Genomic DNA, 19,520 nt, shown 5'->3' with positions numbered 1-19,520 from the left:
TTTACAGCATTTTTGCTAACTTCGCTATCTCAAAATATACAATTTCCCCGCTGATTTGTTAACAATTTAACAGGCAACGTGGGCCTTCATTTTAACTAGTGGTGGTAGGGCTAACCATGTTTAAACGCAGCTTATTGGTCTCATCTGTTATTTTACTTACTGCCTGTGGCGGCGGTGGCTCTGGCAATATTGGCAGCGGGGGCGGCTCAGGCGGTGGTGGCTCAGGTGTTACCGCTCCCATCTGGACAGCCGGGGTATTTGCGGCGGAAAGTAACTTTAAAAACTACTGTGCCACGCCGCGCACCGGTACCGACCCTTACAATGACAACCAGCCTTTCCCAGACCGCGCCGGCACTACCATGCATGAAAAAATGTGGCTGCGCTCGTGGAGCAACAACACTTACTTATGGTATCGCGAGTTACCTGACAATAACCCAGCCAATTTCTCGGTATTGGATTTTTTCGACCAACTAAAAACAGATGAACTAACCGACTCTGGCGCCGCCAAAGACAACTTCCATTTTGCCGAAAGCACCGCCAGTTATAATCAGCAAACCCAATCCGGAGTAAGCTCAGGCTACGGTATTACCTGGTCGTTTGGCAGTACCACACCACCGCGCTCGTTACTGGTTGCCTACACCGAACCGGATTCTCCGGCAGCTAATGCCAATATTCTACGCGGTGCGGATTTAATCGAAGTTGACGGTATAGACTTTGTTAACGACAACACTAATGCCGGCGTTAACGCCATTAATGCTGCGTTGTTTCCGGAAAGTGCTGGCGAGCAACATGAATTTGTATTTTTAACCAACGCAGGTGAAACCCTGACCGTTACCCTGACCTCTGCTGATGTGGCCAGTAGCCCGGTGCAGAATGTGCAGGTACTGGATACTGATGCCGGCAAGGTCGGTTACTTGCAATTTAACAGCCATATTGCCCTGGCCCAGCAGCAACTGATAAGTGCGGTAGATAACTTTGCTGCCGAGAATGTTACCGATGTGGTTATCGACTTACGCTACAACGGTGGTGGCTTGCTGGCCCTGGCCTCGCAATTTGCCTATATGGTCAGTGGCGATGCGATTATTCAGGATCGGGTATTCGAGAAAACCATATTCAATGACAAGCATCCGAACCGCGATCCGGTAACCGGCCAGACCTTAAGCCCGATGCCATTTTATGGCTTTGAAATTGATTACGAAGCGGGCCGTTTAACCAATACTCCGCTGCCGGAACTAAACCTGAACCGGATTTTTGTGTTATCGACCGGTGACACCTGCTCGGCCAGCGAGGCCTTTATCAATGGTTTACGCGGTATTGATGTTGAGGTGATTCTGATTGGTGACCAAACCTGCGGTAAGCCTTATGGTTTTTACCCGACCGATAACTGCGGCACCACCTATTTTACTATTCAGTTCAGCGGCGCCAATGCCAAAGACTTTGGCGAATATGCTGATGGTTTTTACCCGACCCCGGCGCCGGTATTTGCCGCAGATGTGCAAGGTTGCCAGGTAGCAGATGATTTCTCGGCCCAGTTAGGCGATCCGGCGGAGCGGATGCTGGCCAGTGCGCTGCACTATGCAGCCAATGACAGCTGCCCGCTGGGCGTGGCCGGCCAGAGCCTGAGCCAGCAACAACGTAGCGATGACGGCAGCGGCTTAAGTATCCGGCGCCATGATCCGAGAATGGAAGCTTTTTTACTGGAAAACAAAGTTAACCAGCCAATTAAACCCGCTCAGGATCTGCAGTAATGCAGCGCGGCATACTACTAAGCGTCAGCCTGCTGGCTGGCGCTTACTTGCTGACAGGGTGCAAGATGACTCAGGCCGAACCACAGCCCGCCCGGCTGACTAATATGAGCCCGACCATAAAAGCTGAGCTACAGCAGGCTATTATCGAGCTGATTGGTGGCGAACCGCTAAAACTGGCTGACAATGCCTTTGTTAACAGTCATCAGCTGTTTATTGAACAGGCTATTTTACGTGACCCGCAAGGCCGGCCCATTATGGGCCGGCATAATCAGCCTGCCATATTACTGGAGCTGCAACAGGCCGATAACCAATGCCTGTTAAGCCATCCGGCCAGCGGCCGGACTGTGCAGCTAAGCAATAGCAGTTGTCAGCAGGCTGCGGCAGAACAGTGAGTGGCTAGCAGCAACTGCTGATATCGGATGTTTAGCGCCTGACTGCAGCAGCGGAGGCAAAAAACATCAGATAAACCATTCTTGAGTTTTCAATAGTCGTACCGAAGGATTCACCGGCGGAGTGCCAGAGCCAGGGCCGAAGTAAAATCAGCCGGTTAAAGCGCATTGGGATGCGGTGCGTCATCTCCCATTTCGAGTCGTCGTTGGAGTCGGTTGCCAGCAAGTCTGAAATCCATTGCTTTGCCGAGGGAGCACCAAACCTTTGCAGCGACTCCTGATCACTATAAGGAACACGCTCAGTATTGGTTGCTTTGTGCCGGAAAAACTCAGTACCGCCTTTGCAATCTTCTGGCCGGGATAAGTATAAAATACCCGACCAATGTGAACTGTCGACATGCACCTTGGCCGTGCCGACATCACTACCAGACGCCACCCGGAATTTGCCATGCGCCTGATTATGCGCCATGGCCACCAGTGGCTCACCAACCAGCCTCGAGACCTGCTGGTTCAATCCTTCAAGGTTTACCCGCTGCGCCGAGTTTCTGCCCGGATAAGGCCCCTGCACCTCAGGATAATTCAAACTAAGCCCGGCATCCCTTAACTGATGCGGGTTGTCCAGAAAGTCATCTACCACAATAAATGAAGTTGGCACGCTACAAATCCTTTGTAATTGTTTTTGTAGTGCCAGTCTAGGCCGCCAGCTGCTGGTAAATCAACCACTTTATGGTGGTTAATGCACCTTGCCGGCGGTTTTTTCAATCTCTTGCTGCAGCGCTTTGCGCAGGCCGAAACTAAAACCAATTTCAGCCACTACAAACAGCGGGCCAACAAACAGACCAACAATATCATCAACAAAAGCCGGCTTTTTGCCTTCATAATAGTGGCCAATAAACTGCAACACCCAGCCGACAACAAACAGCCCCAGTGAGCTGCCAAGCCAAATCGCAAAAGGCTGGGCTGCCAGATAAGTTGCAATAGCAAAACAACTGCCGCTAAACAGCAGCATCACCAGCCCAAAGCGAAAGTCGAGCCGGAAGTAAAAAATCGCTGTGGCAATAAACAGCAGCAAGGCCGGGGTAAGCATAATACCGGCCAGACTAACCAGCGGCAGAGACAACAAACTGAAAATGGCTACCACAATTAACGGTATCCCAGCATAGTGGGTGGTTATATTGCGCTGGTCACGATGATACAGCGCATACTGGCTCAGGTGTTCAGTCAGGGTTTTCATCGTTGTTCACTCCGGTCAACGCAGCAATATCACTTAACGAGTATAGCTTTACGGATTAATTGCTCTGAAGTTGAGAATATCGTCACTGATCCAAAGCTACAGTTAAAAAGATAGTACTATACATAATGCTTGTTCTGGCACTCAATTGTTAAATTATTGCTTTTTTAACTACAACGGAAAATATCTGGGCTAACAATACTGCCTTATCTTAATGGGCTATGCTTAAGCAGCTAACTTTAAACAGGAATACACTGATGCTGAAATATGTTGTGGTAGTCGCTGGAATGTTGTTTTGCAGCCTGAGCGGGCACGCTCTGCAACAGCCTATCTATATTACCGATGTACGGGTATTTACCGGTAAAGACCTGAGGCTTACCGAACCGGTTACCGTGGAAATTGAAGCTAACCGGATTAAGCAGTTGCACAGTACCCCGGTAACACCGGCTGCCGATGCCACGGTAATAAGAGGTACCGGCTATACCCTTATTCCCGGTTTAATTGATGCCCACGCCCACCTGACATTTGCCGCGGCACCGCAAATAGCTGCGCTGACCGGCGATGCCGGTTTTGTTCATCACCTGGCAGGGCGTGAAGCGGGTGCTATGTTGCAACGCGGCTTCACCACAGTGCGCGATGTTGGCGGGCCGGTGTTTGGTCTGAAACAGGCGATAGACCGCGGCGTATTAACTGGCCCGCGCATTTTCCCATCGGGCGCGCTTATTTCTCAAACCGGCGGCCATGGCGATTTCCGTTTGCCGACCGATATACCGCATGACAATGGCCTCAGCCATACCGAACGGATTGGCGCAGCCGCCATTGCCGATGGTAAAGACGCGGTACTGAAACGCAGCCGTGAACAACTGATGCTGGGCGCCAGCCAGCTGAAGTTAATGGCCGGTGGCGGTGTGTCATCCTTCTATGATCCACTGGATGTAGCGCAGTACACCGAAGAAGAAATGCATGCCGCCGTGCAGGCTGCAGCCAATTGGGGCACCTACGTTACCGTACACGCCTACACCCCGCGAGCGATGCAAATGGCCATTCGGGCCGGCGTAAAAAGCATTGAACATGGTCAGCTGGCCGACGAGGCTACGGTAAAGTTAATGGCAAAGCAGGGAGTCTGGTGGAGCCTGCAGCCGTTTCTGGATGACCAGTACGCCAACCCACAGCAAGGCGAAGCACGGCAAAAGCAATTACAGGTAAGCAATGGCACCGATCGCGCTTACAACCTGGCAAAAAAACATAAAGTACAACTGGCCTGGGGTACCGATATCCTATTTTCGCCCGGCAAAACGGCTAATCAGAACGCCCAGCTGGTAAAAATGCAGCGCTGGTTCAGCCCGGCTGAAGTGCTGAAAATGGCCACATACGACAATGGTCGTTTGTTGGCATTGTCAGGCGAGCGGATGCCTTACAAAGGTAAGTTAGGCGTAATAGAGCCTGGCGCTCTGGCCGATATATTACTGGTAAAAGGCGACCCGATAGCGCAATTAGAATTGCTGGCAGACCCTGAACAGAATCTGCTGCTGATTATTAAAGATGGTAAAATTTATAAAAATGCCCTTGCTGCTAACTAGCGGCGTTGCGCGAGCAGCGGACACAACACTAAATTGGCTGTTTGAAAAAACCACTGAAAAATCACTCTGACCCATTTTTAAGTAGTTGATATAGCGTTGATTTAGGGTGAATAGTAATGCCATTGGTTGCTACTGTCTTACCACCAAACCATAGCCGGTGGGGCGGTACCCCGGGTGCCATTCGCGATCGCCACTAATAAAAGGGTTGTCGTGGCCCATATGCTGGCGGGTGCGCTGGTTTAGCTGCTGCTCTGTCGCGCTTACCGGGTCCAGTTTATGCCAGGCCATAAACAGTTGCTGCTGAGCGCGGGACAGGTTGAGGTTATATTTGTCGGCCATATAAAAGTAAGTGCGGGCAATATCACCCCTTACCTGTGGGGGCGGCTCGAACACCCGTTGCTTAAAATCGACCTTTACCGGGCAGGCGCCGTGTTGCGCCGGCGAGGATGGCAGCACGCCGAAACGATAGTTACTGCGATCGCCGTTCACCTCACCTATCGCCGGCACCAGATTATATAAGTCGGCTTCCATGGCCCGGAAGGTACTATCGGTTTTTACGCAGTTTTTCCTGCCACCATTTTGCCAACACTGACGCTGATGGCCAAAATGATGGGCTGGTACCACATGCTCCCATTCAATCCGATTCGCCCGCGGGCCATTTTTGCGTACCTGATAGCCGCAGCCTGCCAGATCGGGAATGCCTTTTTTGCCCTGCCAGCGAATGGCACAATCACAGTAAAAGCTGCCGGCCTCGGGGGCGTGAATGCGCTGCGCCAGTTTTTTTGCCTGGTCAAAATTAGCCGGAGCCGCCTCGGATACAACGGACAACAGCAGCAAGACGCTGCTGATGAAAAAAGAGAAAAACTTCATTCACTACCACTTACTTCAGTGAAAACTGCCGGGTGCTTACTATAACCCGAAGTGAATCGAGTTAACACGTAACGCAGTTGTCAGTTTCATCCTGAACTGCTGCCAGGCGTTCCTATTATTTATAAACTGTAAACTAATTGTCATTTTGGCGTGAAGCAACAATATTTCGCTGCAGCAGCTAAGTATGCTGAAGTTGTGTTAAAGGGGTCTTGTTGTCACTAACACTTCGCTGGCATAGCTGGCGGCTCATGCACGGATGTCTTGCAAAACAACAAATTACAGGACGAAAACATGCGAGCTTTTACCATAACTTCCCGCAGTATGCTGCTTGGCATACTATTATTTATTGCACCACAGGCACTGGCTGACGTTATTCTACATGCCTTCGACTGGCATTATAACGAGGTCGCTGATCGGGCAGAGGAAATTAAAAACCTCGGTTATAAAGCAGTACTGGTTGCGCCTCCGCTGAAATCTAATGCCGGCAACTGTGCCTGGTGGCAACGTTATCAGCCACAGGATATAAGGGTTATTGACCACTGCAAAGGCAATAAGCAATCGTTTCAGGCGATGATTAATGCACTGAACGACAGCAACCCGGCGCGCCGGGTCGACGTGTATGCCGACATCGTGTTAAACCATATGGCTAACGAGCGCAATGGTGCCACTGATTTTCCCGGCCAGGCGGCGTTAAACAGCTATGCTGGCAACCCCACCTATTGGAATAACCAGCGGCTGTTTGGCAATTTAACGCAGGGGTTGTTCAGTCCCTGGGACTTTAACCCGGCGAATTGCATCCAGAACTATAACGATGTCTGGCAGGTTCAGAACTGGCGTTTGTGTGGTGGTGCTGGCGACAGCGGTTTACCTGACTTAAACCCGAACAGCTGGGTACTGCAACAGCAACGCGCCTATCTACAGGCACTGAAGAATATGGGGGTAAAAGGCTTCCGGGTCGATGCGGCCAAGCATATGACCATCTGGCATATTAACCAGATTTTCACCGCCGATATCAAAAACGGCTTGTATGTGTTTGGTGAAATTATCACCAGCGGCGGTACCGGCAATAATGAGTACAACAGTTTTCTGGCGCCGTATTTACAATATACCGACCATAAAGCTTACGATTTCCCGTTATTTGAAAGCTTACGCCGGGCGTTTACCCCCAGTGGCAGTATGAACGAGCTGGTTGACCCCGGTGCCTATGGCCAGGCACTGGCCAATAACCGGGCGGTCACTTTCACCATTACCCATGATATTCCCACCAACGACGGCTTTCGCTACCTGATCATGGATCCGACCGATGAATACCTGGCCTATGCTTATGTGCTGGGTAGAGACGGCGGCAAGCCACTGGTGTTCAGCGACAGCACCGGTACTGACAATAACCGCTGGGTTAATGCCTTTCGCGCGACTTTTATGCAAAGGATGATTAACTTTCATAACCGGATGCAGGGCCAGGGCATGGAAGTACTGGCTTCGAGTAACTGCGCTATTTTATTCCGCCGCGGCCAGGAAGGCGTGGTAGGCATTAATAAATGTGGTGGTCAGGTCACCTTTAACGTCAACACCAATGGCCGCTTTTACTGGTATCGTACTTATCGTGATGTGCTAAGTGGCAGTGCAACCTTCAGCATTGGCGGCAGCAACCATAGCTTCAGCATTCCGGCCCGTCAGGCCAGAATGTGGTATGCCGATTAGACTACAAGCCTTTTAAAGTGCCGGCAGTATGTGCTGCCGGATAAGCTGCATTGCGGCATTAGTCTGACCAGGAACCCCAGCCTGAAAATTCTGCAACAACACTATTGTCAGATTTTGCTCAGGCATGGTCAGCACAAACTGTCCGCCAAATCCCCAGCCCAATTGAAAGTCTCCTGCACTGGTGCTGCCTAGCCACCATTGCTGGCCGTAACCGTGTAATTCAAGCCCACCCAGAGGCTGGTTCAGTGGCTGACTAACGGCTGCGGCCTGCAAAACCCAGCTGGCGGCAATGACTTGCTGGCTTTGCCAGCGGCCCTGTTGCTGGAGTAGCACTCCAATTTTAGCTAAATCACGGGCCCGAAGCGTTAACCCTGCAGCGCCGTTACTTAGACCATTATCCAGGGTTTCCCAGTTGAACTCATTAATCCCCAGAGGCGTAAACAAGTGCAGCTTAGTAAATTCGGCCAGAGAGAGTCCTGTGGCCTTAGTCAGAATATAGGACAATAAATGTGAGGTACCAGAGTTATAGTTAAACTGGCTGGAGGGTGCACTAACAAGCGGCCGCTGCAATACATATTCTACCGGATCGCTGGCACTTACCCAGTCGTTGTAGCCCTGAGCGGTGCTTTCGTCCCACTCTATGCCGCTGCTCATGTCTAACAGATGCGCTATGGTAATATCAGCTTTGTCACTAAGGAGTGCACTATAGTCTTCAGTGGTAAACTCTGCTATCGGCTGATGAACAGAGCTGATGGCGCCAAGCTCAATGGCCTTACCAATCATCAGCATAGTGATAGTTTTTGTCACAGAACGTAAATGCTGTAACGAATCACGCTGCTGGTCATGGTAATAGGCTTCGCCTATCAGCTTGCCATTTCGGACAACCAGCAATGCATGCATCGGACTGAGTCCGGCAGCGCGGTTAAACGCTTGTTGCAGAGCAGCACCATCCATTGCCTCGGCCGCTGCGGTGCTAATTGGCCAGTCGCTGGCCGCAGCAGGTTGCCAGTTGACATCAATGACCGGCGTGCTGTTGACTGTACTGTCGCTATCCCCGCTACCCCCACATGCACTGAGACAAGCCCACAGCATTACATTCAAAAAGAGACGCACCGGCATTACCATTTTATCGAAATATTTTTAAGCTTAATCGCTGCAGCAACAAAGCGCAAAATGCTGTGATAAGGCGACGTTGATCTGGGATAAGCGGCATCTTCCAGTGGTTTTGCTGGGCTTTTTTCAGGCATTATGGCAGGCTGAAGCAATCAATTTCAGGAGCTGTTATGAACAAAGCCTTAGCCCCCGCCAGACGTGTAACATTATTTATTGCAGTAACTGTTATGGCGCTGAGCAGTCTCAGCGCCTGTACCGATCCCACCCCAGATGCCAGCCAACAGCAACTTACTGCCAGCCTGACTGAGCCACAGCGCCAGCTTTTTGAACAAGGCCAGTTAAAAGCATACAGCTGTGCCTCCTGTCATGGCCGCAATGGTATCTCCAGTCATCCGAACTACCCCAGCCTGGCTGGCCGTAGCGAGCGAGACTTAGCCAGCGCGTTAACCGCTTATCGCAGTGGCGAGCGTAAACATGCGCTAATGACCCCGCAAGCCCGCGGCCTGAACGACGCCGATATTGCTGCGCTGGCGTATTACTTTTCTCTGCAAACACCAGCCACCACCTCGGCAGCAACCCAGGCAGACTGATTAGATTGTTTAAAATTGAGCATAAAAAAGGGCAGCCAGCGGCTGCCCTGTTATCACGTTAACGTTGACGCCGGATAATTACTCTTTCTCACCCATCGTCATCTGGCTATGTACTACCACGCCCTGCTCGTCAATATCCATATTGGCCTGAACCTGCATCTTCATTTCGCTGAACGAGCTGAGCTCTTCAGGTACTGGCTGGCCACTGGCTTGCATTGCTTCAGTCATCATGCCAAAAAACTGCGCGTAATCCATACCAAAGCTCAACATGCCGTTTTTCTGAATGGCTTGCTGCAGCGTCGCTTTCGCCTGGGCGGTACCTTTATCACCAGCATAAACCACCAGATGCGAATCGTTAACCTGCAGCATTGGCGTTACCCCAAAAGCATCCAGCATAGGTAGCACACTGTTCAGTGGCAACTCTTCGCCATCGGCCGGCAGGGTTATTTCCGCCGTACCCGGCACCATGGCTTTTAAGCCTTCCAGGTAGCTGCGGGCATTCTTAGCTGTCACGCTTATCATGGCATCAACTGCAGAGACCTGCATGGTATTAGGGTCCATCGCCAGGTTGTTAATCGTTACCGACGCGCCCTGAATACTGTGCACCATGGCACCGGCGGCTAACATCGCCATCGGGTTAGCTTGCTGCATTTGCTGCTGCAATTGCGCAAGTTGCGGACACTGATAAGCCGGCTGGGTTAAACCGCGCCAGATTTTAGTTATCGCCGGAGCAAACTCGGCCATATCCAGCCCCAGTGCAAAACTGAGTACCGAACCGTTCATGCCTTCTGCGACATGGTTCGGTACAAAACCACGAATGCTGCTCAGGGTAGTAATTGTCTCGTTATTAGAAGTCGGAACCAGCATTTTACTGCGGACATGCGTCTGCTGGCCTGCTTTAGTGGTAATTTTGCTGTCGAAATACATGCCAGGCCAGCTGTTGGTAATACTGGTTAAATCCTGCTGGCACTCGGCAGCGAGCCAGGGCTGCATCGTTGCGTTGAACTGCGGGCTGGCCAGCAGCTGAATGTCGTTTGCCAGGCGGTTGCCATTGGTTGTGGTCAGGCCGGTTACCAGTTGCTGAAAACTGATAAAACCTATGGCATTCGGGTTTAAATTATAGTCAGAGGCAATATTAGCCAACTGGTTGTCACTGATAATGCTGCGCTCTGGTTTGGCCGTCAGTAATGCCAGCTGGCGGGTTTGTTCACTTTGCGTTGGCAGTACCAGTGCCATATTGCCCCAGCCATCGGTTACTGAAATCAGCAATTCGGCGCTGAACTCGCCGAAGCTGAATGGATACGAGCGAAAACCACCGCCCTCACCAGGTAGCGCCTGATGGCTGATGCCGCTGGCTTCCTCCGCCCGGTCAAATAACTGCCAGAAAGCGTCTTCATTTGCCAGTTCAATTCGCATCACCGGCGTCAGGCCAACCATGTAGCTTAGCGAGCGTACCTGAGGCTTAATTCCGGTTACCACTTCTAACTGCTCTGGTTGCGCCAGGGCCCGCATATACTCACCGGCTAAACTTAATACAAAACGCAACTGCGGCTCATCTGTATTGGCTGCAAGCTCAGCTAACTGTTGCTGACTGGCGTCGCTGTAATAGTCCGGGCTTAAACCAAACGCATTTAAATAGGCGACAAAATCTACCGGCTCTAACTGGGCCGATAAAAATACGGTATCGGCTGGTACAAACTCCAGCTCAGGGTGATCAACTGCGACGCTGTCTGTCCCGCTGAGTTTGATATAACCATAAATGGCGCCGGCAATAATAGCCACCGCGACAAGTAATTTACGCATCACTGACTCCTTGATATTGTAATTAAATCCTGGTGTTAAATTCCGGGCTTTTTTATCGTGCTGCTGGTTTCTGTTCACCCTGCTGCCGAACGCATCGCGCCACGCCAGATTAAAACGCATCGATATTACATTCTTAACTGCTTAATAACAATGTTCCTGCGCCAGCTTTTGTATGTTGGCGGTGTTATTCGTCACTGGTAAACAGCGCTAACAGATCTGCAGCCTCGCCCTGCCATAACTGGCCTTTACTGCCACCTAATAACTGATCAGCGAGCCCCTGCTTAAAACTCTGTAATTGCTGTACTTTCTCTTCAACGGTATTGCGCGCTATCAGTTTATAGACAAACACTGCCTTATCCTGGCCAATCCGGTGCGCCCGGTCGGTTGCCTGTTGCTCTGCTGCCGGGTTCCACCAGGGGTCATAATGAATAACGGTATCAGCAGCGGTCAGGTTTAAGCCGGTTCCCCCCGCTTTCAGGCTGATCAAAAATACTTCAGTTTCGCCATTCTGAAAGGCATCTATCTGGGTCTGGCGTTGTTTGGTCTGGCCGGTTAACTTGCTGTAGCTGATGCCCATATACTGCAGTTCCTGCTCGATCAGGTGCAGCATGCTGGCAAACTGGCTGAATAATAGAATGCGCCGTCCTTCTTCCAGCATCTCTGGCAGGGTGTCACGCAACCATTGCAATTTCGCGTTGTGGCGTACGCTCTGCGCCTGTTCTATCGGCACCAGCCGGGCATCACAACATACCTGACGCAGCTTTAACAACGCGTCTAAAAATTCAATCTGGCTGGCAGCCACCCCTTTGCGGACAAACAGCTCCCGCACCTTGGTTTCCATAATTAAGCGGATACTTTCGTACAGGTTACGTTGATCAGCTTCCAGCTCCAGCAACTGGACTATTTCAGTTTTTTCCGGCAGTTCAGTCGCGACCTGACCTTTGGTACGACGTAGCATAAAGGGCGCTATTTTCTGGCGCAGCACCCGGGCACGCTCGGTATCGCCGTGTTTTTCAATGGGCTTGCGATACACCTGGCTGAAGTGTTGCTCGGTGCCAAGCAAACCGGGCAGCACAAAATCAAATAACGATTTTAACTCACCCAAATGATTTTCCAGTGGTGTGCCGGTTAACGCCAGGCTGAAATCGCGGTGCAATACCCGCACGCTCTGTGCCGCCTGGCTGCCGGCATTTTTAATATGCTGGGCTTCATCCAGCACCACCACGCTGAAGCGATGCTGGCGGTACAAGGCAATGTCCCGTACCAGCAGCGGATAACTGGTAACGATTAGCTGATACTTTTCCATTTCGTCAAATAGTGGCCGGCGTTTCGGGCCATATACCTGCAGCACCTTTAAATCAGGGGTAAAGCGGCGCGCTTCCTGTTGCCAGTTACCCAGTAAGCTGGTAGGGCAAATGATCAGCGCCGGTTGGGTCAGCTCCCCCTGCTGGTACTGCTTAAGAATAAAACTGAGGGTTTGTAGGGTTTTACCCAGCCCCATATCATCGGCAAGTACCCCACCTAAACCATATTGCTTAAGAAAAGTCAGCCAGTTTAAGCCCTGTTGCTGATAACCCCGCAACGTCGCTTGCAGGTTGTCTGGTAAGTCGACATCGGTAATGCCACTGAAATTATGCAGTTGCTGGTTAAGGCTGGCCAACCGGTTGGCATTTAAGTACTGAATTTCTGCAGCACCAGGCGGTGGCAGAATGGCGGCTTTGTAATCTGGTAACTCAAGCGTCAGCGGTGCTTTATGCATATTCAGCAGCTCGACAATAGTGTCGATTAGTGGCTGAATTAAGGTCATTGGCAGCGCCAGTTTGCCCTGGGGTAAACTAAGCCAGATTTGCTGCTCGTCGCCTGGCAAGCCGTTCTGGCGCAGCCACTGGCTGATCAGCGGCAACAGAGGCACTTGCTGGCCATCAATATCCACCTGAATACCCAGCTCAAAGCCGGTTTGTTTACCGTCTTTTACCTGTAAGTAAGGTGTAGCCGCCAGTATATCCAGATTAAAATCGCTGGCCTGTTCGACCAGCCAGCCATCATCCCGCAGGCTGTCCAGCTGCTGCAGCAAGGGTTGCCACAGTTCAGGGTTGTCCGGACCATCACCTACCCCAAAAGCAGCCTGCTGTTCGTTTGGGGCGGGCAGCGGTGGCAGGCTCAGCAGATCCAGTTCCAGCAACACTTCCAGCGCTGCAGTTTCGCTGGCCCGCTGCCGTTTGACAAAATATGTTTGCGAGCCCTGCTGCACTTCAGTTTGCGATGCCTGTAAATCCAGCGGCAGCCGTTGCTTATCGTAGTCAAAGCTCAGCAAGGCCACCGGCTCCTGCCGGCCCTTGCTTTGGCGCGGCAACATTTTCAACTGTAATACCGGTGTTGGCGTGACATTAATTTGCTCAACTCCCAAACCTTCGGGCATTGGCAGGCTGATTTTCGGTAACAATTGCTGCAAGCGGCCGAGCCGGCTTTGCAACAGGGCAGCTGGTGCCGGGGGCATTTTTGACAGCAGCTTTAATTCACGGCCAGACAGTGGGGTAGTAAGTAACCCCAGCTGATATGTATCGGTATCCAGATAACAGGGTGGGTCGGTAAACACCAGCACACTGTTATGATCGTCGCCAATTTGCCAGCCCAGTTGCTGCCCGGCCTTGCTGTTATGCCAGCTTAATTCTAATGGCCGTTTTTCACCCCAACTCAGTGGATAGCGGGCCTCGCTGAACATACAACGCTCAGTTGCCAGTAATTGTTGCAGCAGCTGGTAGCCCCAGTTATCTTCCAGCACCGATTGCTCCGCCAGGTTGTGGCTGCGGAACAAGGTTAACAGCTGATAATCACTTTCACTCAACCAGGCCGGTGGCTGCGGACTGACTAAGTCGTATTTGCCAATCGCCTGCCCTTTGGTGTAACCGCCTTTTTTCATCAGCCGCACCCGGCGCGGATACAACTGCAAACCGGCCTGGCCATAGCTCAGTAAATACAACACGGTATCACCACTGTCATCACGAACCGGTTGTTGTAATTGCTCCAGTTCGTTAAACCAGTTATCCAGTTTCAGTTGGGGTAGCTGTTTTATCCGCAGCTGCTGCTGGGCATAATCGCGCTTTAACCGCAGTAATACCGCCAGAATATGTTTGCAACGATGGCCGACCGGACAGCTGCAGCTGTCGCGTAACGCCCAGCCACTATCGGTTTGGGCCAGTACGATATTTTGCCGGTACGGCGAAAACCCGGCGCCCCAAACCTGAGCGCTGACCTGGCTTAAATCATCACTGTATTCCAGTTTAACCACTTTACCGGCCTGCAAATAGGCGCGGGCCCGGTGCATGGTTGCGCTATCAAACCATTGCAACAAGCGGTCTTCATCCAGTGGAAAGGCGTGCTGTTCAGTCGGGCTATTCAAAATATCGTTAACTCTTGCAAAAGTGACTTCTGGCAGCAAGGTTACGCCTGCCGCCAACGAAAACCCCCATGCTAGCTTACTTTGGCAGCAGACCAAAGCGTCTTCGTAACTTGTTGCTGGTTTTTCAACAAAAAGGCAGGCTAAAAATAATAATCGAGGCTTAGCTCCAGGTAGTCGTCCTGGCGCAAGTTATACAACACATCACTGACATCGTCGGTCTGAAACAGCCAGGCGTTCAGGCGCAACCGCAAGCTATTGGTTAACCGCATCGACGCCTCCAGTTTGGCGCTACGGCTGCTACTGCGATCTAAATCTTGCAGCACCCCAAGCAGAACTTCACTGCCAGCCACATCGTTCAGTGCCAGACGCCAGCCAATAAACAGATCGTTCTGACCGGTTACCGGTGCCTGCAAACCGCGACTGTCATATTGATACTCGGCTATCCAGCCAAGATCCCAGCTGCGGTTAAATACACCTACCCGGGTGTATTCATAGCCGGCAGTAGCGGCGACAAATTCCTGCGGACCACTCTGCCGGTATATGCTTTCCAGCTTCCACAGCCAGTCACCGGCAACATACTGAGCATCGACGCCAATTTGCTGCATCTGGAAATAATAAGGTTGCAGTTGTTGCGTTGCAGCTTGCGGTATTAACAGCGGTTCGCGGCTATTGCCGGCAAAATAGCTCAGGCCTAAATCAACTGAGCTGAAGCGTTGTGACCAGCGCAGGGCAAAGTCGAGATTGTTACGCTTATCACTGGATTCATACAAGGCACTAGCATGCTCCACCGGCCAGGGTGCCGTCAGCCGGCCTGCCGGATCGGCAAACAAGCGTTCACGGAAATAGGGTAGCAAATACAGCTCGAGGGTACCGGCGCTATTCCAGCCTTTAAAGCTAAGCATTGGCTGGCCCAGTCGCGATTCCATTTCCACCCCGCCGACCATATCCACCTGGTTAATGACATCGACCAGCCGCTGCGACTCACTTACCCCCCAAAACACAATATCGTTGCCTGCTTTAAACTCCCAGTTGCTGCCAGCATAGCGCCAGTAGGCCTGGCGTAAGTCAAGCAGATTGCTGGCACTGTCACGCTGATGCCAGCGTAAAAAAGGTGTAAGTTGAAAGCTATGGACCCCGTCGTCGTCCTGCCATGACCAGTCTGACAGCAGACTAAGCAGCGTATGCGCCCGGGCCTGACCCATAGTACCGGTTTCAGCAAAATAGCGTTGTTGCAACGTCAGCTGATGTTGCTGGCGTAAATTAAAACCGCCTGCTGGCTCGGGAGGCGACGTGCGTTCTGCTGGCGCCTCAGTAACCGGCACTATGCTGACGGCTGCTGGCGCAGTGCGCGTCTCTGGATCTGCTGTCGGTTCGGAAGCCGCTGGCTCCGGCTCCGGCTGACTGTCGCGCGGCGACGTTGCAGGTGCGGGTTTAACTGCTGCCTGCCTGGGGACTGTTCTTACCGGTGGGACAGCTGATGCCAGCGGCCGTCTGATAGCCTGATAATACCAGACTCTGGCTTCCGCAGCGCCGGTGGCCAGCATCTTGCTGCGAGCGGGTACCTGCAACACACTGCCAGCCCGCAGCTTGTTAATATCGCCATCGACAAAGGCGGCAGGGTTTTCCTGCCAGAGTGCATAAACAACCTGCGGCATACTGACAGCCTCGTCCGGCCGGACCTGCACCGCCAACCGCCACAGGGTATCGGTTTTTGCCACCGGGCCAAGCTCTGCCGCCTGCAGTACACCGCTCAGCGCAGAAGCAGTCAGTAGCAATGTTGCCAGCAATAAACGGACAACCGGGCCCCGGATAACCTGATATACCAACGTTGTCATACTACCTCGGTTTGCTTTGTGCTGGCTGTCAACGCAGCCGCTCCAGCACGTTAACATCGAAATCAGCCGCACTGCGGCCGACATTAAATTGCAGCTCTTCTACGATCAGATCGGTGCTTTTTCCGGTTTGATGGTTCTGCATCCGCAACAGCATTGGCCGCCAGTATTTATTCAGATACAACTGATAATCACTGGCGGTTAAGGTTTTCAGCAGGCTTTGTTTTTTGTCGTAAAACTCAATTTTCTGCACCCGGTAGTGCTCTTTATCCACCCAGGCAATGGTTTTACTATAGCCAGAGAATTTATCGGCCGGGAGCCGTTCAATCACGTAACACATTACGCCATTCACTGCTTCGTCGCGTAAATAGCGGAACTGGTATTTCGCCAGTTCAAACGACGACATATCTTCATAGGCAAATTCGCTGGCCATAAAAGGGCCGGATTTATTGCGGCTGGCAATACGCCGGGTCCGGTTTATCGCCGGTAAATATAGCCACTGGTCGTCTTCGGCCGTAGGGTGAGAATGACTTAAAAAGGCCGAGCCCCGAACATCCCGGGGTTCATCAAAAATGATCAGTGATTTATCACCATCGCCGGTTACTTCCAGGGCCAGGGTACGCATCCGTCGGATACTTTCGTTGCCGCTGGCATCGCGCAGTACCATTAGCACGTTGCTTTCGCTGTCACCCCAGCCGGTATCGCGCTGTTTCTGCTCAGTGGCGATTTGCAGCCCTTTTTCCCGACTGGCTACAATTTCTGCGTCAGTATCAGCGGCGACCGGCATCCCAAGCAGCAGGCCGACAGCCAGCATCAATATGGCCGAGCGGCTAGTCTTAAACTGTGGCATCTGTTTTATACTCCTTTGCATCAAATTTTAGCAGGCAGGCCGGCAGATACAGAAAATCGATAACCAGGGCCACCAGGATCACCAGTGCAGTTAACATCCCCATATCAGAATTCAGCCGAAAGCCAGACAGCATTAATACCGCAAAACCGGTTACCAATACCACAGTGGTGATCCATAAAGCCCGCCCGACAGTGGTAAAAGCATAGCGTATTGCCTGCTCGGCTGCCTGCCCTTCCACTCTGGCCGCCCGGTATTTACTGAGAAAGTGCACGGTATCATCAACAATAATCCCCAGGCTCATACCGGCTACGACCGACAGCGCCAGGTTAATTTCACCACTTAGCAGCCCCCATAAACCAAATGCCACCAATGCCGGAGTAATGTTCGGTATCAGGCTCAGCACGCCCAGTCGCCACGATCGCAAACTAAATACCAGTAACAGTGAAATCAGCACCAACGCCAACGGCAGGGTTTGCAACATCGACGCCATATTGCGCTCGCCAATGTGGGCAAACATCAGTGCAGTACTGGCTGCAGTGGCGGAATAAGCGCTGGCATGTTCGGCCAGGTAAGCCAGGGCCCGGCTTTCAAAGGCAGTAAGCTGTTTACTGCCCAGGTTTTGTAAGCTGACGGCCACCCGGGTAGCGCTTTTATCCAGATTAAGCTGATTGTTTAAATCGAGGCCAAACGGCAGCGACATTTCATACATCAATAAGTATTGGGCGGCTTGCTGCTGATTTTCCGGCAAGCGGTAGTATGCCGGGTCGTCCTGATGCATGTTTTTATTCAGCCGCTTCATGGTGTCAGTAATGCTGTTAACGTGCTGTACTTCCGGCTGACGTTGCAGCCATTCAGTAAACCCCGCCACCGCGGTTAAAAACTCAGGCTGGTTAACCGCACTGGCTTGATCACCGGAGATAACAAAATCAACGGTAGTGGCGCCGGTCAGGTTCTGCTCCAGAAAGTCATTGGCCTGGCGAAACTCGGTATCAGCAGCAAAATATTTTACCGCTTCATCATTGATAGTATTCAGGGTAATCAGGGCGCTACAGCCAATAATCACGATGCTCATACCCCAGAACAGCGGCTGTTGCCGGCGGATCACCATATTGGCCAGCCATAACATTGTGCTATCGGCACTGCCGGCAGCACTGTCCTTATGCTGGCCGGCACTGACCGGTAAAAACAGCAGTAGTGCCGGCAGCAATACCAGGCTGAATAAGCAGGCCAGCATCACGCCCACTGCAGTCATATTGCCCAAATCGCGCAGAATGGGAACTTCAGAAAAATTCAGGGTTAAAAAGCCAATGGCCGTGGTGGCACTGGTAATAAATACCGGCATGATATTGCGCTTCAGGCTGTATTGTATCGCCTGGAGCCGGCTGTCACCGCGGCGCAGCGCAAATTGCATTGAGGCTATCAGATGCACGGAATCCGCTACTGCCAGGGTCATCAGAATCGTCGGTACGTTGACGGTGGCGGTACTTAAAAACAGACCCGCCCACCCCGCCAGACCCAGGGTACTGACTACAGTCACCACAATAATTACCAGCGTAGCCAATGATGCCAATACTGAACGCAGTAACCAGGCCAGCATCAGCAAAATAGCTGCAAACATAACCGGAATAAGGGTTTTAACGTCGTTCTCGGCCTCATAAGCAAAAGCATAATTCATTGCCACGACGCCACTGACATAAAAGTCAGTATCAGGGTGCGATGCTTTAAAAGTATCCAGCATGCCAGAAATGGCCTGCCATACTTCTTTTACTTCCTGTTGCAGGTTTTGTTCCGGTAGCTGCAGGGTAATATTAATGGCGGTAACCGCACCATCGGCGGACACCAGTCGCTTAACCAGTACCGGCTCGTTTAGCGCCACTTGCGCTATTTTGTTAAGCTCAGAGCGGGTCAATTCAAGCTCGTCGCCGACCAGATCGGCGACCCATAAATCATCGTCTATCGCTTCGGTATGCTGATAATTACTCAGCGAATCTACCCGAATTGAATAAGGTGTCTGCCAGGCGGCCTCGGTTAACTGCCGCACCAGAGTCAGGGTTTCGGCGCTGAACACCTGCTTATCGGCTGGTGCGATGGCAATCAGGATGTTGTCGCTTTTATTAAACTGTTGCTGCATTTGCTCAAATGCCAGCAACTGCGGATTATCATCCGTAAAGAAGATCCGATAGTCACCGCGAAAATACAGGTTACCGATGCCAAGGCCACTGCCAATAATAAGCAGCAGACACAACACCGTGACAAGACGGGGATAAGCCAGAATATGCTGCAGCCAGCGCTGAATCATCTGTCGCTACCTTTGGTTAAAGTAAAGGGCATGCCGGTTTGCCTCTCAGCTTAGCAGGCAATTGTCAAAGCAGGGAATAACCAACTGTATTCATATCGCTTTTATACCGGCCAA

General features: G+C 51.8%; 14 protein-coding genes. 5 read left to right on the top strand and 9 right to left on the bottom strand.

Annotation, left to right across the window (positions count from 1 at the left end):
• The first annotated feature begins 116 nt into the window (after positions 1 to 116).
• Positions 117 to 1,748 carry a S41 family peptidase gene (locus tag CRO03_RS06220; protein WP_097110749.1) on the top strand — a complete coding sequence of 544 codons (1,632 nt, stop codon included), beginning with the start codon at positions 117 to 119 and terminating at the stop codon, positions 1,746 to 1,748.
• On the top strand, positions 1,748 to 2,140 hold the full coding sequence (locus CRO03_RS06215; protein ID WP_097110748.1) for a hypothetical protein: 393 nt from the start codon (positions 1,748 to 1,750) through the stop codon (positions 2,138 to 2,140). Before CRO03_RS06220 ends, CRO03_RS06215 begins: the two co-directional genes overlap by 1 nt.
• 31 nt (positions 2,141 to 2,171) lie before the next feature.
• Here the strand turns inward: CRO03_RS06215 and CRO03_RS06210 are convergent, their stop codons facing one another.
• Together CRO03_RS06210 and CRO03_RS06205 are read right to left on the bottom strand one after the other, a co-directional pair.
• Positions 2,172 to 2,801, bottom strand: coding sequence for a DUF6445 family protein (locus tag CRO03_RS06210; RefSeq protein ID WP_342745185.1), 630 nt, complete (start codon positions 2,799 to 2,801; stop codon positions 2,172 to 2,174).
• Between the two features lie 69 nt (positions 2,802 to 2,870).
• The gene (locus CRO03_RS06205) at positions 2,871 to 3,371 is read right to left on the bottom strand and encodes an Mpo1 family 2-hydroxy fatty acid dioxygenase (protein ID WP_097110746.1); all 501 of its coding nucleotides are present in this window, start codon (positions 3,369 to 3,371) and stop codon (positions 2,871 to 2,873) included.
• Between the two features lie 254 nt (positions 3,372 to 3,625).
• On the opposite strand from CRO03_RS06205, the gene CRO03_RS06200 reads away from it, so the two are divergent.
• Positions 3,626 to 4,948, top strand: coding sequence for a metal-dependent hydrolase family protein (locus CRO03_RS06200; protein ID WP_097110745.1), 1,323 nt, complete (start codon positions 3,626 to 3,628; stop codon positions 4,946 to 4,948).
• 129 nt (positions 4,949 to 5,077) lie between these two features.
• On the opposite strand, the gene CRO03_RS06195 is transcribed toward CRO03_RS06200, so the two are convergent.
• Positions 5,078 to 5,818 (bottom strand): endonuclease, encoded by a 741-nt coding sequence (locus tag CRO03_RS06195; RefSeq protein ID WP_097110744.1) that lies wholly within the window; start codon positions 5,816 to 5,818, stop codon positions 5,078 to 5,080.
• Between the two features lie 291 nt (positions 5,819 to 6,109).
• Here CRO03_RS06195 and CRO03_RS06190 point away from each other — a divergent pair, with 291 nt between their 5' ends.
• A complete protein-coding gene (locus CRO03_RS06190) occupies positions 6,110 to 7,519 on the top strand; it encodes an alpha-amylase family glycosyl hydrolase (RefSeq protein WP_097110743.1) in 1,410 nt (469 codons plus the stop codon).
• Between the two features lie 12 nt (positions 7,520 to 7,531).
• On the opposite strand, the gene CRO03_RS06185 is transcribed toward CRO03_RS06190, so the two are convergent.
• Positions 7,532 to 8,632: a serine hydrolase domain-containing protein gene (locus tag CRO03_RS06185; protein WP_170948954.1), complete on the bottom strand. Its 1,101-nt coding sequence runs from the start codon at positions 8,630 to 8,632 to the stop codon at positions 7,532 to 7,534.
• A gap of 170 nt (positions 8,633 to 8,802) precedes the next feature.
• On the opposite strand from CRO03_RS06185, the gene CRO03_RS06180 reads away from it, so the two are divergent.
• The gene (locus tag CRO03_RS06180; RefSeq protein WP_097110741.1) at positions 8,803 to 9,222 is read left to right on the top strand and encodes a c-type cytochrome; all 420 of its coding nucleotides are present in this window, start codon (positions 8,803 to 8,805) and stop codon (positions 9,220 to 9,222) included.
• A gap of 78 nt (positions 9,223 to 9,300) precedes the next feature.
• Here CRO03_RS06180 and CRO03_RS06175 read toward each other — a convergent pair whose 3' ends face one another.
• The 5 genes from CRO03_RS06175 to CRO03_RS06155 all read right to left on the bottom strand — a co-directional run bounded on the left by CRO03_RS06175 (position 9,301) and on the right by CRO03_RS06155 (position 19,406).
• Positions 9,301 to 11,025 (bottom strand): hypothetical protein, encoded by a 1,725-nt coding sequence (locus CRO03_RS06175; RefSeq protein WP_141397731.1) that lies wholly within the window; start codon positions 11,023 to 11,025, stop codon positions 9,301 to 9,303.
• A gap of 184 nt (positions 11,026 to 11,209) precedes the next feature.
• Positions 11,210 to 14,482 (bottom strand): DEAD/DEAH box helicase, encoded by a 3,273-nt coding sequence (locus tag CRO03_RS06170; protein WP_245861506.1) that lies wholly within the window; start codon positions 14,480 to 14,482, stop codon positions 11,210 to 11,212.
• Between the two features lie 83 nt (positions 14,483 to 14,565).
• On the bottom strand, positions 14,566 to 16,260 hold the full coding sequence (locus tag CRO03_RS06165) for a type IV pilus assembly protein FimV (protein ID WP_097110739.1): 1,695 nt from the start codon (positions 16,258 to 16,260) through the stop codon (positions 14,566 to 14,568).
• 28 nt (positions 16,261 to 16,288) lie between these two features.
• Positions 16,289 to 17,107 (bottom strand): outer membrane lipoprotein-sorting protein, encoded by an 819-nt coding sequence (locus CRO03_RS06160; RefSeq protein ID WP_097110738.1) that lies wholly within the window; start codon positions 17,105 to 17,107, stop codon positions 16,289 to 16,291.
• The gene (locus CRO03_RS06155) at positions 17,094 to 19,406 is read right to left on the bottom strand and encodes an efflux RND transporter permease subunit (RefSeq protein ID WP_097110737.1); all 2,313 of its coding nucleotides are present in this window, start codon (positions 19,404 to 19,406) and stop codon (positions 17,094 to 17,096) included. Before CRO03_RS06155 ends, CRO03_RS06160 begins: the two co-directional genes overlap by 14 nt.
• Positions 19,407 to 19,520: the final 114 nt, after the last annotated feature.

The sequence above is a fragment of the Arsukibacterium tuosuense genome, from assembly GCF_900215315.1.
GTDB classification, from domain to species: Bacteria; Pseudomonadota; Gammaproteobacteria; order Enterobacterales; family Alteromonadaceae; genus Alishewanella; species Alishewanella tuosuense.
Note: the sequence above shows the minus strand (reverse complement) of the source record. Positions and strands in the feature narration are given on the sequence as shown.